General features: G+C 63.3%; 18 protein-coding genes and 1 tRNA gene. 11 read left to right on the forward strand and 8 right to left on the reverse strand.

The features are described 5' to 3' along the window. The first annotated feature begins 25 nt into the window (after positions 1-25). Complete coding sequence (locus tag X735_RS138650) at positions 26-964, forward strand: alpha/beta hydrolase (protein WP_023813822.1); 939 nt, start codon at positions 26-28, stop codon at positions 962-964. Here X735_RS138650 and X735_RS138645 read toward each other — a convergent pair. Next, positions 944-1492: an MgtC/SapB family protein gene (locus tag X735_RS138645; RefSeq protein ID WP_023813823.1), complete on the reverse strand. Its 549-nt coding sequence runs from the start codon at positions 1490-1492 to the stop codon at positions 944-946. The two genes, X735_RS138650 and X735_RS138645, sit on opposite strands and share 21 nt — an antisense overlap. Positions 1493-1632: 140 nt before the next feature. After that, the gene (locus tag X735_RS138640; protein WP_023813824.1) at positions 1633-2700 is read right to left on the reverse strand and encodes a PAS domain S-box protein; all 1068 of its coding nucleotides are present in this window, start codon (positions 2698-2700) and stop codon (positions 1633-1635) included. 199 nt (positions 2701-2899) lie between these two features. Here X735_RS138640 and X735_RS138635 point away from each other — a divergent pair, with 199 nt between their 5' ends. The 3 genes from X735_RS138635 (at position 2900) to X735_RS138625 (ending at position 4201) form a co-directional block, all read left to right on the forward strand. After that, positions 2900-3376, forward strand: a complete 477-nt coding sequence (locus X735_RS138635) for a pyridoxamine 5'-phosphate oxidase family protein (RefSeq protein ID WP_023813825.1) — start codon at positions 2900-2902, stop codon at positions 3374-3376. A gap of 375 nt (positions 3377-3751) precedes the next feature. Next, positions 3752-4045: a hypothetical protein gene (locus X735_RS138630; protein WP_023813826.1), complete on the forward strand. Its 294-nt coding sequence runs from the start codon at positions 3752-3754 to the stop codon at positions 4043-4045. An 82-nt stretch (positions 4046-4127) separates the two neighbouring features. Beyond that, positions 4128-4201, forward strand: a tRNA-Gln gene (locus X735_RS138625). Positions 4202-4257: 56 nt separating this feature from the next. Here the strand turns inward: X735_RS138625 and X735_RS1000000169045 are convergent. Further along, positions 4258-4410, reverse strand: coding sequence for a hypothetical protein (locus X735_RS1000000169045; RefSeq protein WP_155930617.1), 153 nt, complete (start codon positions 4408-4410; stop codon positions 4258-4260). 112 nt (positions 4411-4522) lie between these two features. On the opposite strand from X735_RS1000000169045, the gene X735_RS1000000168215 reads away from it, so the two are divergent. Together X735_RS1000000168215 and X735_RS138620 are read left to right on the forward strand one after the other, a co-directional pair. After that, positions 4523-4708 carry a hypothetical protein gene (locus X735_RS1000000168215; protein WP_013530769.1) on the forward strand — a complete coding sequence of 62 codons (186 nt, stop codon included), beginning with the start codon at positions 4523-4525 and terminating at the stop codon, positions 4706-4708. Between the two features lie 198 nt (positions 4709-4906). Beyond that, positions 4907-5113, forward strand: coding sequence for a hypothetical protein (locus X735_RS138620; protein ID WP_013530768.1), 207 nt, complete (start codon positions 4907-4909; stop codon positions 5111-5113). A gap of 92 nt (positions 5114-5205) precedes the next feature. Here X735_RS138620 and X735_RS138615 read toward each other — a convergent pair whose 3' ends face one another. Continuing rightward, positions 5206-5448 carry a hypothetical protein gene (locus X735_RS138615; RefSeq protein WP_023813828.1) on the reverse strand — a complete coding sequence of 81 codons (243 nt, stop codon included), beginning with the start codon at positions 5446-5448 and terminating at the stop codon, positions 5206-5208. Between the two features lie 281 nt (positions 5449-5729). On the opposite strand from X735_RS138615, the gene X735_RS138610 reads away from it, so the two are divergent. Next, entirely contained in the window at positions 5730-6047 is a 318-nt protein-coding gene (locus X735_RS138610) for a hypothetical protein (protein WP_023813830.1), read from the forward strand. A 103-nt stretch (positions 6048-6150) separates the two neighbouring features. Here X735_RS138610 and X735_RS138605 read toward each other — a convergent pair whose 3' ends face one another. Continuing rightward, on the reverse strand, positions 6151-7020 hold the full coding sequence (locus X735_RS138605; protein ID WP_023813831.1) for an NmrA/HSCARG family protein: 870 nt from the start codon (positions 7018-7020) through the stop codon (positions 6151-6153). Positions 7021-7123: 103 nt separating this feature from the next. On the opposite strand from X735_RS138605, the gene X735_RS138600 reads away from it, so the two are divergent. From X735_RS138600 to X735_RS138590, 4 genes are all read left to right on the forward strand, one after another. Next, positions 7124-8014, forward strand: a complete 891-nt coding sequence (locus X735_RS138600) for a LysR family transcriptional regulator (protein WP_023813832.1) — start codon at positions 7124-7126, stop codon at positions 8012-8014. A gap of 109 nt (positions 8015-8123) precedes the next feature. Beyond that, the gene (locus X735_RS1000000169430) at positions 8124-8303 is read left to right on the forward strand and encodes a hypothetical protein (protein ID WP_196815358.1); all 180 of its coding nucleotides are present in this window, start codon (positions 8124-8126) and stop codon (positions 8301-8303) included. Between the two features lie 133 nt (positions 8304-8436). Next, entirely contained in the window at positions 8437-8682 is a 246-nt protein-coding gene (locus tag X735_RS138595) for a DUF982 domain-containing protein (RefSeq protein ID WP_023813833.1), read from the forward strand. 70 nt (positions 8683-8752) lie between these two features. Next, positions 8753-9754, forward strand: coding sequence for an aldo/keto reductase (locus tag X735_RS138590; protein WP_023813834.1), 1002 nt, complete (start codon positions 8753-8755; stop codon positions 9752-9754). Between the two features lie 58 nt (positions 9755-9812). Here X735_RS138590 and X735_RS138585 read toward each other — a convergent pair whose 3' ends face one another. From X735_RS138585 to X735_RS138575, 3 genes are all read right to left on the reverse strand, one after another. Beyond that, the gene (locus tag X735_RS138585) at positions 9813-10301 is read right to left on the reverse strand and encodes a GNAT family N-acetyltransferase (protein WP_023813835.1); all 489 of its coding nucleotides are present in this window, start codon (positions 10299-10301) and stop codon (positions 9813-9815) included. Between the two features lie 108 nt (positions 10302-10409). Continuing rightward, on the reverse strand, positions 10410-11081 hold the full coding sequence (locus X735_RS138580; protein WP_023813836.1) for a glutathione S-transferase family protein: 672 nt from the start codon (positions 11079-11081) through the stop codon (positions 10410-10412). Positions 11082-11225: 144 nt separating this feature from the next. Further along, positions 11226-13211 (reverse strand): AI-2E family transporter, encoded by a 1986-nt coding sequence (locus X735_RS138575; protein ID WP_023813838.1) that lies wholly within the window; start codon positions 13209-13211, stop codon positions 11226-11228. Between the last annotated feature and the right edge of the window lie 72 nt (positions 13212-13283).

The following is a 13283-nucleotide window of genomic DNA, read 5'->3' on the forward strand; positions in this document are numbered from 1 at the left end:
GCCGTTGCGCGTGCCGGAGGCGGTCATGTTCGAAGGTTTTCAAAGCACGGAAATCGACATTGGCGATGCCGGCATATACTGCCTGCGTGCCGGCGGCGGCCCACCGCTGCTGTTGCTGCACGGCTTTCCGCAAACGCATCTGATGTGGCGCGACATCGCCCCCGCTCTGGCCAGCCGGTTCAGCGTCGTCTGCGCCGACCTGCGCGGCTATGGCCGCAGTTCCTGTCCGACGTCCACTCCGGACCACGCACCCTATGCCAAGCGTGCCATGGCCGCCGATATGAGGAGGCTGATGGAGAAGCTGGGTTTCAGCAGCTTCATGGTCGCCGGTCATGATCGCGGCGGGCGTGTCGCCTACCGCATGGCGCTCGATCATCGGGACAGCATCGACAGGCTCGCCGTTCTCGACATCGTGCCGACCGCCGATGCCTGGGACCGGGCCGACGCCAGGCTGGCGCTGGGCTATTGGCCATGGTCGCTGCTGGCGCAGCCTGAGCCGTTGCCGGAAAAGATCCTGTCCGGCGCCGCCGAGGCGATCGTCGACAATGCGCTCAACGGCTGGGGCTCGCCGCCATCGGCGTTTCCAGCCGAAGTGCGTCAGGCCTATATCGAGGCCTTGCGCGCGCCTGCCCACGCCCACGCCATCTGCGAGGAATATCGGGCGGCAGCCACGCTCGACCGCGAGCACGACCATGCCGACAAGGCAGCCGGCCGGCGCATCCGCTGCCCGCTGCTGGCGCTATGGAGCGGTCAGGGCGCCTTAGCGGATTGGTATGCCGGCGAAGGCGGGCCGCTGGCGCTGTGGCGCGGCTGGGCCGACGATGTGCGTGGCCAGGCGATGCCGGGCGGGCACTTCTTTCCCGAAGAGAATCCGGCGCGCACGGCCGATCTGCTGGCCGGCTTCTTCGGTGAAACCAGTCACGGCATTTCCCGGCGATCGGAATTACCTTCGCTCTTCCTTTGATCGGGCCGAAGCCCCCTCCTTCTCCGCCTTTGCTTGACTGCCTTCATCACCGGCGGCAAGGCCGGGTCCGCGTTCGAACCGGCGCAGAAAGCCGGCAACGACCAGCACGATCAGCGTGCCGAACCCGGCCACTTGCCAAAGACCCAGTCCGCAGGCGACGCCGATCGCGCCCGCCAGCCACATGCCGGCGCCGGTCGTCAGCCCATGCACCTCGCCGCGCGAAAACATGATCGAGCCGGCGGCGAGGAAAGCGACGCCGGCGGTCACCGCCTCGACCACCCGGATCGGATCGACCTTGACCGATTCCCCCGCGAACATCGGCGCGTGCACGATCTCGACCGTCAGGATGCCGAAGGTGGCGGCGGCGACGCAGACGAGAATATGCGTGCGAAGTCCGGCCGGGCGATTGCGCCATTCGCGTTCGAAACCGATGACCGCGCCATAGAGCGTCGCCAGCAACAGCCGCGCCGCGATGACCGGAAACGAGGTGTAGGTGGAATGGCCGAATTCCTCGACGAGCTGTTCCATGATGTCCCCTCCGAAAGCGTGACGCCACAACGCGGCCGCCGGGTCACGGTTCCTGAATCCACCGCCAGGTGCGGCAAGGATGCGGCCGCTTTTGAAAACGCATCTGCCAAAGGGAGGTTGATGGAACCAGACCTCAAGGCTCAGGAAGTCTCGGTTTCGGGCAGGTCGGCGCCGAGCTCCGGAACGATGATCGAGTCCAGGGGCGCCGTCAGGGACCATTTGAGATGGCCCGGGCTGCGATCCAGCACCGCCAAGCCGTTCAGCGATTGCGGCGCGACCCGTTGCAGGACGACGGTGCCGAAACCCTTGCGCGTGCTTTCGTCTTGCCGCCCCCCGGGCCGCTCTCCTTCACGCACCGGCATCGTCTCGTCCCAAACCAGATGGATTTCCCGCTTGTCCGAAACGCCTTCAACGATCCGCCAGGTGATCTCGAGCCGCCCGGCCTCGCTCGCCAGCGCGCCATATTTTGAAGAGTTGGTGCCGAGCTCATGAAATGCCATGCCGAGATTTTGCACGGCATTCGGCTGCAAGGTCAAAAGCGGTCCGGACAGCGATACCCGCGCCTCGTGGCCGAACGGCTTGAGCTGCTCCTGGGCGAGGTCGAAGAGGCTGGCGCCGGCCCATTCCGAGTTCACCAGCAGATCGTGCGACCGCGACAGCGCCATGATGCGGGAGCGGATCAACTCCTCGAACTCGCGCGGATCGGTCGAGCGTTTGCTGGTCTCCCGGATCATCGAGAGGATCACCGCGAACTGGTTCTTGACGCGATGGTTCACCTCGCGGAGCAAAAGCCTGATCCGGCGCTCGCTCTCCTTGCTGGCGGTGATGTCGCGGGCGATCTTCGAGGCGCCGATGATCTCGCCGGACGCGTTCCTGATCGGCGAAATGGTCAGCGACACGGCGATGAGGCCGCCGTCCTTGCGTCGGCGGATCGTCTCATAGCTTGCCAGCAGTTCGCCTTTGCGGACCCGGCTGATGATGTCGGTCTCTTCATCCTTGAGATGATCGGGGATGAGCATGAGCACGGACCGGCCGACGGCCTCTTCGACGGTGTAGCCGAACATGCGTTGCGCCGCCGCGTTCCAACTGGTGATGATGCTGTTCAAATCCTTGCTGACGATGGCGTCGAAGGACGAATCGACAATCGCCGCCAGCCGCGCATCGGCGGTAATGGCGATCAAGGCATCAAAGCCCGCCAAATCTGTCACTGTCGACCCCTTCTCCCTCATGCGCGGATTGCGCGCATGGCCACCAATGCGCCGCGGTGGGTTTTGGTTGCAATCGCCTCCCAACATTCCTCCCAGGAACAGTCCGGGCAGTTCATGACTGGACCTTGCACTGGAACCTTGCGCGCTTGCGCGAGTTGCACCCGACACCCCCATGGATGGCTCAATAAGGAGGCACACGATGAGCGACGGCGATCTCGACCGGGTCTGGAAGCTGATGGACAGGATCGGTTTCTGTATGCTGGCCACCCGCGAAGGCGATGACATCCGCTCGCGACCCATGGCGGCGCATGTGGTGCGCGACGAAAACGCAATCTACTTCCTCACCGATGTCGACAGCCATAAGGACGACGAGATCGAAGCCGAGCCCAATGTCGGTCTCGCCTTCGCCGATTCAGGCGGCCAGAAATATGTTTCCGTCAGCGGTCTGGCGGCGGTTTCGAACGACCGCGCCAAGATCAGGGAGTTGTGGTCGACCCCGGCCAAGGCCTGGTGGGACAGTGCCGATGACCCTTCGATCCGCGTGCTTAAAGTGACGCCGAAAGATGCCCAGTATTGGGACAGTCCCGGCACCGTGGTCAGCTATGTGAAGATGCTGGCGGCAACGGTCAGCGACAGCCGCCCGGAAATCGGTAACACCGGCAAGGTCAGGATGTAGCCGGACGGCGTCGAGGACCTCAGGCAGATGTGCGAATGCCGGTGGGGCGCAGCGAATATCGCCGGTGCGGCACACCGGTGCCGATCAGTCCGGCTTGGGAGGGTCAGGGGCATTCGGTGCTGGATCGGCGTCGGCATCCCTTTGCGGACAGTCCTCGTAGCTGTGGTCGCGGCCGCCGCAAAAAGAACAGCACATGGCCTCGCGATCCCCGTTTCCGGGACGCCATTGCGGGGTTTCGTAGGGCTTCCTGCCATTCATCCCCAGCAATGCACGACGGACCATTTGGTTGCGCCGCCACCGACGGCCGGCCGGCGGTTGCGGAACCACCCGCCGGGATGCGAGTTTCGGCCAATACATCCATTCGAGGGAACAGCCATGCCGATGCGCCGAATTGCCTTGATGACGGCAGCGATCCTGCTGGCCGCGACCGGCCTCGCCGAAGCCAGGCCCGATACCCGCACGATGAGTTGCGACCAACTCCGGCAACTGCTCCAAAGCCATCATGCCGTGGTGCTGACCACCGGCCCCAACACCTATGACCGCTATGTCAGGCAGTTCGGCAACGAATGCGACTGGCCGGAGGTGCCGATGTCGGCCTATGTCCCGACCCGTGACGGCAACTGCCCCGTCTACCGCTGCGAGGAACCTGTCACCAACTTTCCGGACTGAGACCGCGCCTCAAGTCGCTTTGCCGCCGCATTGCGTTGATCCCGGCGCGGGAACCGGCTAGGGGTGGGGGCAACTTGCATTTTCCCGCTTCGTCTAATGGTAGGACAGCGCCCTTTGAAGGCGTGAATCGTGGTTCGAGCCCATGAGCGGGAACCAGCAAGCAACCAAGCGTTCGGCTGGTTCGAAGCTGCGCGCAGACTGGCCAGCCGGCTTCAGCGTATTAGCGCGCGCTTGTATTTCACTCGAAGCAGGATCATCATCCTGGCCGACAGTGGATCGAAGGGGTGCAGCGACATGGAACTGAGTTGCTTTGACGGGGGCGTCCTTGCATCGGCGATGTCCCTGAACATCACGGCGGTTTTCATGATATTGGCCGCATTTGCCGCATTTCGGCTGGTTGCAATATCGCGCGAAGGTTCTGCCGACCAACTCCAGACGGCGTAGCCCGCAGAGAACCTCCTGTGCAGGAGAAGGCATATGGCCGCCAGAAAGGTGATAGCCGTCAAGGACTGGTCTTGCGGCATGAGCGACGAGCTTGGCCGCGTCGTCCTGACCATCAACCCGACCGAGGGTGAGCCCATCCTGGTTTTGATGACAATTTTCCAGGCGGCAAGGATGGCCGGGGAATTGCGGGCGCCGAAACTCGTCTCCATACCTCGGTGAGGCAGCGCCCCCGGGCAAAGCGATCAAGCTCGCCGAGGCAGCCCCAACGCCCTCCCCGGCGAGCCCTGTTGCTCCGTTACGATGAACAATGGAGCAATTACTGCGTTACGGATCCGGGCGCCATTAAGTTGCATCCGGCCTCCTGAAACCATTTCGCGGACCCCGCGTTGACCACCGGGCCGACACAGGAGACATCTCATGACCGTCAACTGCCGCATATCGATCGACAACCGGCCGGAGGCCACGGACGCCGTTTTCCAGGCGGTTCCCCGGATTGGCGAAAGCGTTGCGCTGTCGATCGACGGAACCACGCAGGATCTGCGGGTATCGCGCGTCGTGCACGTCACCAATGGCAGCCTGGAAGGTGCCGCGATCGTCGTCGAAGTGACGACAAACATCCTCTGAATCGAGAGTTATCGTCCGCTACGCCGGCCGGCACCGCGCGGCGACCGCCGACCGTTGCGGGGACCAGGGCGGCCCACGCGCGGTGAACCGCTCTACTCCTTGCCGCCGTCGGAAATGCCATTGCCGTCGGCGGTTGGCAGGATGCCGAAGTCTTGCGACTTCGCCCCTTGCTCCGCCGTCAGGAAGCCATCCGCGGCAAGACCGCGCCGCAGCAATTCCCTGACGGCGGCCGAACGGCTCGGCATGCGCTTGTCGAAGCGCCAGTTTTCCAGCGCCGCCAGTTCGTCTGACGTCAGCATGATCTGCAACCGTTCCGGGCGTTCCAGTTCAGTCATCGCGCTTCCCTCGCTCTGGACCACGTTTACGTCGAATGAGCATTCAACTCATTTACCTCATAATTAGGAAACCGCTCCTAGCGCGTCAAGACCTCGCGATGTGTGAACCGCTTCTCGTGCTCATGATGAGCCTGACGGGTATTCGGCGTAAGGCGCACACTTGCATAACTATGCTAACTGGTTGATTTATTTGGGTATTATTTAATTCGTGACTTGCCAAGGCGAAGTCTTTGCCGCATTGTGCGATCTGAACAGAAAACCGTTCCCTTCGGGAGGTTTCGATGCGGTATAATTACTCGGCGCGACTGCGCGATGACGTCCGTTCAGCGGTCCAGATCGCCTTCAGGAAGACCGGCATCGTCAGCATCACGGCGGTGGCGGAGCATGTAAGGGTCAGGAATCTGGCCGAAAACGTCGCCCTCGAGGACGTCGAATACCTTGTCTTCCAGGCAGCCCAGTTGATTGGCGCCGCAATTGAATTCGACGGGCTCACCAATTTCGACGGCGTAGCTGGTCTGTTCGTGGATGGGCTCGGTGGCGACGGTGGCGAGCACGTGATCGCCCAACTCGACAGGCCTGGTCCGGCAACCCTGCAGTAGGGCAGTTCCGGCTGAACGCGCATTTGTCCCGTGCCAGTCAGGGGGCCTCCTCAAAAGGCCGCCCTGCTGTTTCTGTACCCTGGTGATGATGAGAGCTGTTCCGTCAGGCGGAGCCGGCGATTTGTGAGGCGAAGTCCCGATAGGGACGCAGCGGGCGGCCCAGAAGCGCGGTCAGGCGCTCGACGTCGCCGGCGTCGGCCAGCATGCCGTCGGTCAGGAACCGCTCGCCCATCAAGCGCATGTCGTACGCCATCCAGGCAGGCAGGAACTGCTTGAGATTCTGCTCGAAACCTTCGGTATCGTCGCCGCCGTAGCTGATCGGGCGTGCGAGCACGTCGGACCAGATGGCCGCGATATCCGTCCCGGTCAGTGTCTGCGGACCGACGAGATTGATCCGCTCCAGCGCAAGCGGCTCTGCGGATCGTTCCCGACGCAGCAGCTCGAGAGCGGCGATTTCGGCGATATCACGCACGTCGATCATGGCGAGCCCCTTGGTGCCGATCGGCATTGTGTAGGTGCCGTAGCCGGTGATGACGTCTTCGATCATCAGGTCGTTCTGGATGAAGTAGGCCGGGCGCAGGATCGTAGCCTGGAAGCCCATCTGCTCGATCATTCGCTCGACGCCGAATTTGCCGGCGAAATGCGGCACGTTCACATAGACGTCCGCATGGATCACCGAGAGATAGACGATCCGCTCGATGCCCGCCGATCGGGCGACGTTCAGCGCGACCAAAGCCTGGGTGAATTCGTCCGGCACCACGGCGTTCAAGAGGAACAGGGTGGAAACGCCGGACATGGCTTTGCGCAGCGAATCGACATCGAGAAAGTCGCCGTGCGCGACCGATACGCCCGCCGGGAAGCTGGCTTTCGACGGATCGCGGACGAGAGCACGGACATCGGCGCCGCGCTTGACGAGGTGCTCGACGACTTGGCGGCCAACATTGCCTGTGGCGCCGGTAACGAGGATGGTCATGGAATTTCTCCTGTTGGGTTGCTTGACAGGCCCAATATGTGTGGCTCACAAACAGTCAAACAGGCCGAAATTTTAGACGTACCGTCTCACTGGTGGAACACTCATGGATCTTCTGGCCCTGACCGATTTCAACCTCGTTGCCCGCCATGGGGGTTTCGGCAAAGCGGCAAGGGCCACCGGCCGGCCCAAGGCAACGCTGTCCCGGCGGGTTGGAGACTTGGAGAGCAGCCTTGACCTGCGCCTGTTTGAACGGGGTGCGCGCAACCTGAAGCTCACCGAGGAAGGGCGAGCACTCTTCGAGCGGACGGGGACCTTGCTCGCCGAGCTGGACGAGACGGCCGCCGAGATCGCCTCGGGCGGCCAAAGACCCAAGGGCAGGCTGCGGATCAGCGCACCTCTGCATTTTTCTCAGACCGCGATGGGAAGGATCGCCGCGGGATTTACCCTCAAGCATCCCGAGGTGAGGCTTGAGGTCACGACGGAGGACAGGGCTGTCGACATGATCGAGGAAGGTTACGACCTGGTGATCCGGGTCAACCCGAAACCCGACGAAAGCCTGGTCGGACGGGCGTTTCTCCGCGACCGCCTGGTCGTTGTGGCGAGCCCGGACCTTCCTCGTACGACCGGTGGGCAGGCCGCTCCTGGCGTTGCACGCGGCACAGGCGAACGCCAGACATGGCACGTAAAGGACCATGGTGGCCGCTCGACGATTGCGGTCGAGCCTGTCCTTGCTCTGTCGACGCTGATCATGGTGCGGGATGCGGTGCGGGCCGGCGTCGGTGTTGGACGTCTCCCAATTTCCCTGGTGAGCCACGATTTGGCTGACGGCACCCTGGTGAATTGGGGGGACATCGATGGCCCGGAGATCGCTCTTTGGACGCTCTACCCCTCCCGGCGGCTGCTCAGCGCGCGCGTGTCGGCGTTCCTGGATTTTCTGAAACAGGCCTTCCCGAATGGGACGCCGGACGAACTGGCCGCCTATATCGGCAGGTGATGCCCGGCCGCTTTCGCCGGCAAGAACCTTTATTTTCCGCGGAAAGATTTCCGGCGGAACAAGTTGGGGCGACGAAAATTACCTGTCACCCTTACAAGAGGAGGACGTCGTGAAAGGCTTGCGCAGTCTCCTTGCCGAACTGTCAGCCAGCTGGCTCAAGCGCCGCAAGGCGCAGGCGCCCACTGTCGTGAACACAGTCAAACCCCGCCCCGCCCATCAGGCGCCGCGGCAACGTGCCGCCCACAAACCCAAAACACCGTCCACCCGCGACGTCTCCTCGAACATGTGAGCCGCGCGGACAAGATGGGTCGCCCAATGCCATTGGGAGGTATCGGCAACTCTCACACCGGATTGATTGGCATCGACGAAACCTTTGAGCGGCCATAGGCGTTTATCGCTTCAGCCCTATCGAGGTGGTTCCAATGCAAACGGCATGGTTCTCGAAGCCTGTGGCGGTTTCGGTCGGCGTCACCGGTTCCATCCACCATCTGTCCAACACACAGCAGGCCATTGATTTGCTCACCACACATTGGCGTGACGCAGGCAGCCCGAAGCATCAGTCCGCGCTGCGCGCCTGCCGGCGGGCAACGAGCGGCGATGTCGCCCCCGACGTCGCCAGGGCGGCGCTCGTCGAGGCCGCGCGTGAAGCCCACATCCTGATCGAATAGAGTGTCGATTGATCGGCCAATGTCGATGCGGCTGCTATAGTCGCGGCATCCCCTCCTTGGAGACCCCACCATGACCCTGAACACACGCAAGCTCGGCAGCCAAGGGCTGCAGGTCTCGGCCATCGGCCTCGGCTGCATGGGCATGAGCCAGTCCTACGGCCCGGCCGACGAGGCCGAATCCATCGCCACGCTGCACCGTGCCATCGAACTCGGCTGCACCTTCCTCGACACCGCCGAGGTCTATGGCCCTTACGACAACGAAGCCCTGCTTGGCCGGGCGCTGACGGGCAAGCGCGACCAGGTGACGATCGCCACCAAATTCGGCTTTCGCATCGAAAACGGCAAGCAGGTCGGAACCGACAGCCGGCCCGAGCACATTCGAGAGGTCGTGGAAGCCTCGCTCGGCCGCCTCGGAACCGACCATATCGACCTCCTCTACCAGCACCGCGTCGACCCGGCGGTGCCGATGGAGGATGTCGCGGGCGCCGTCGGCGAGATGATCGCGCAAGGCAAGGTGCGCTTCTTCGGCCTGTCGGAGGCGGGTGCGGCCAACATCCGCCGGGCGCATGCCGTGCATCCGGTGTCGGCCGTGCAGAGCGAGTATTCGCTGTGGGAGCGCAATCTGGAGCCGGAGATCATCCCGCTGCTTGGCGAACTCGGCATCGGCCTGGTGCCGTTCTCGCCGCTCGGCCGAGGTTTTCTCACCGGCCAGGTCAAGCGCGCGGAAGACTATCCCGACGGCGATTATCGCCGCAACGACCCGCGCTACCAGGGCGAAAACTACGACGCCAATGTCGAGGCGGCCGCCAAGGTGAGCGACATCGCCGCTGCGCGCGGCGTCAAGCCCGGCCAGGTCGCGCTGGCCTGGCTGCTGGCGAAGGGCGACGGTTTTGGCATCGACATCGCGCCGATCCCCGGCACCAAGCGCAGAAAATACCTGGAAGAGAACGTCGCCGCCGCCGCCATCAAACTCGATGCCGCCGAGATGGCCGCGCTCGACGACGCGCTCGCGCCGGGAAAAATCTCCGGCCCGCGCTACACTGAGCGGGGCATGGCGATGGTCGACCGGTAGGGACGCCCTGCTCCAGCGTCCGCGACGGTCTCGCCAAGGTCGTTCCGAATAGACAAAGCTACCGAAAGCCCAGATGCTTCCGATAGCAGTGGGTTTCCACGGTGAACCTGCCGGCGACACCGTCCGGCAGCCAAAGTGCGTCTTCGAAGGCGCGGCTCAAGCGCCACCCTTCGCGGGCATAAAATCTCTGCGCGCGGAGATTCCCCGCCGTGCAGAAAAGCTCGGCCTCCGCCACGCCTTGTTCGGACAAGAGATGCTCGGCATGCGACAGCAGATCGCGACCGGTTCCGCTTCCCCGTGCTTGCGGGCTTACATAGAGTTTCACCAGCTCCGTCCCGTTGATGGAGACGAAGCCAAGCAGTTCATCGGCTGCCGCCACATGGAATGCATCGGTGGATTGCTCCAGCCACAGCGAAAAATGCGCGGGCGTTCGGTACGCCAGGATTTCGGCCGGAACCAGATGCGCATGGGCATCATGCCAGCCCTGGTGCCACAGTTGCACGATCGCTGGCCGGTCGGCTTTTTGGGCTGGGCGAATTTCAAGCATTCCTCACCGCCTGCAAAAGTCTGGGATCTGCCGCGCCAGGGTCATTTGCCGCTTCCGGCATTTCCAAGAATTACAATCCGCTGCATCATCCCTGGCTTTGCGAACATCTCAGAGCGTTCGCGCCCCATGCCTGTCCAGCGTGCTCGGGGCGTTGACCGCAAATTGCGCAGCGAAAGCCCTGATGTAAGCGGGCCGAGCTTCACCGCGCGCCACATAGGCAGCAAGGTTTTGATATTCGTCCAAAATGCCCGACATTCTTAGTCGCAGCAGCACCGATACCATCAACAGATCGCCCGCGCTGAATGCATCGTCGAGCCACTCGGCGGCGCTCAGGCGAGCCGAGAGCCTGTCGAGACAGGCGCGAACACGATCCTTCACCAATGGCAAACGCTCCTCGCTCCAGGGCTTGTCAGCTTCGAATATCTTTGCCGTCGTTAATTCGAGGATCGGCGGCTCGACTGTGTTAAGTGCGGCAAACATCCAGGTGATCGCACGCGCGCGGGCATCGCGATCGCCGGGCAGCAGGCCCGCGTGCTGCTCGGCAAGATGAAGGATGATCGAGCCGGTCTCGAACAGTGAGAGAGAACCCTCCTCATAGGTGGGGATCTGACCAAAGGGCTGGAGGGCCAGATGGCCAGGCGCCTTCATCTCCGCGAAGGAAACAAACCGAACCGCATAAGGCTGCCCTGCTTCTTCGAGCGCCCAGCGAACGCGCGTATCGCGCGCCAGTCCCTTGCCGCGATCGGGCGATCGTTCAAATGCCGTGATGGTGATTGTCATCGCATCGTTCCTGATTGGGTGAATTCTTCGGCTCCCTATCGTCAAGACGAATGGGCCTCCCGGAAATCGACATCGGTCTGAACTATTTTCCGCAATTCGTGCCTGGCTTGTCCCCGACATTGCCGAAGAAGGCGAAGGCAGGGCCTAACCCGCCGCTGCTGCCGTGACCTTCTTGGACGCGGCCCGCTGTCGCCGCATGCGCCGTTTGACGACAAGCTTGAGCGCGACCGGCGGCTCGTTTGACAGCGCCCCCAGCACGGCGTCGACCATGCCATGCGCCACGAAATCCGCGTTCATGTCACGGGCCAGTTTGTCGGCCGTCTCCTTGTCCTCAGCAGCGGCCTCCGACCAGAACACGATTCCCACCCGAAGTGCGGCCTTCGCGCGCTTCAGCCGGCGAACCAGGAAACGGGCGTGCTTGACGGAATCCCGGTTCAGGAATCCGACCACGACGGTGTCGACGGTTTCGAGCTCAAGGCGGCGAATGCTGGCGGGCTCCATATCGGCAAAGCCGGCTTTCGATACCGTCGCGCCCTGAACCTCCAGCACCTGCGCCAGCATCGCGGCGGCGGCGTCGTCGAGCTCGCCACGCCCACCGGCGCAAAGCACGGACATATCCGTGCCATCGGGCAGGTCGGTCTCGTCCTCCCCGTTGGGATCGCCATCGTCGCTCGCCTCTGCGGCCACGGGCGGCTCCTCCTCCTCGCCTGCCTCCTCCTGCGCGCTGTCGTCGAGATTGGCGACCAGCATCAGGGCACTGGCCGCCACCTGCCGCCTTTGCAAATCGCCCATGACGCCGCGCACACGGTCTTGTTCGCCCAGCAGAAGCGCCGGAATGGCAACCTTGTCGTAGAATTCGACCAGATATTTCTCCTCCAGCATCTCCTCGGCGTGGTCGGTGGCTTCTTCCGGATCACCGGCCAGCAACCGCTGGTACAGGCGCGCATGGGGTTCGAGCACGGGCTCGTTGCCGAACAGAACGTCGAGGAATTCAAACTGCGGCACGTGCCGGCCCAGCACCACCAGGCAGACGGTGAGCGGTGTCGACAGGATCAGCCCGAGCGGCCCCCAAAGCCACGTCCAGAAAATCGCCGCGACGATGATCGCCAGCGGCGACAGTCCTGTCCGCGAACCGTAGAGCCAGGGTTCGATGACATTGCCGGTGATCAGCTCCATCACCACGAACAGGGCGGCCGTCCACAGCACGAGCGACCAGCCCGGCGCAACGGCCAGCGCCAGGAACAGCGGCAAAAGCATGCCTATGATCGGGCCGATATAGGGCACGAAACGCAGCGCCAGCGCCAGCAGCCCCCACAGCAGCGCATTGGGAATACCGAGGACCCAGAGCCCGATCGCGATCGGTACGGCGTAGACGATGTTGACGACCAATTGCATCAAGAGATAGCGGCCCACCCGCTTGGCGGCATCCTGAAGCGCCTCGGTGGTCCGGTGGAGGTCGCCATAGCCGACAAGCCGGATGAAGCGGTCGCGCAGATCCTCCCGCTCGAGCAGCATGAAGATGACGACGACAATGATCAGCCCGGCCGAGCCAAGCGGGCTGATCAGCGGCCCGACGATGTTCTGCAGAACCTGGAGCGGCCTTTCGCGCGCGACGATCTCGACCGGCACCGGCTCGCGCGGCGGCTTTTCCGGGGTGGCAGCCGGCAGCGAGGGGTCCTGCCTGTCGATCTCCTGGCCGACCCGCTCGACCACCTTGCTCAGTCTGGCAAGGATCCCGCCCCCCACCCCGGTTTCCTTGAGCGAGCGGATCTTGGTCAGGATGTTGGTCTGGTAGACCGGGATGTTCTGCGCCAGTTCGCTGACCTGCGTGGCGACGACGAAGGAGAACAGGCCAAGGGCCGCGAAAGCGCCGAGCACGCTGGCAATGACGGCGGCAATCCGGGGGATACCGACCTTTTTAAGAGCTGAGACAAGCGGCGCCAGGGCGAAGGTCAGCAGCAGCGCGATCGCGATCGGCAGGAAAACCTCGCGCCCGAAATACAGTGCCGCCACTGTCGTGACGATGGCCGCCACATTGGGCAATGAGGTTCGCGGATGAAGCGCGGCCGCTGAAAGGGCGTCGCCCGGCCCATCAGCCGGAGACGCCGTGCCGTTTCGACGATTGGCCACGTGATGCCTCCCTGCCAAATGCCATGATCGGGCATATAGAGCCGACGTGCAACTTTAGCCAACGGTGAAATA

The sequence above is a fragment of the Mesorhizobium sp. L2C084A000 genome (assembly GCF_000502875.1).
GTDB lineage: Bacteria > Pseudomonadota > Alphaproteobacteria > Rhizobiales > Rhizobiaceae > Mesorhizobium.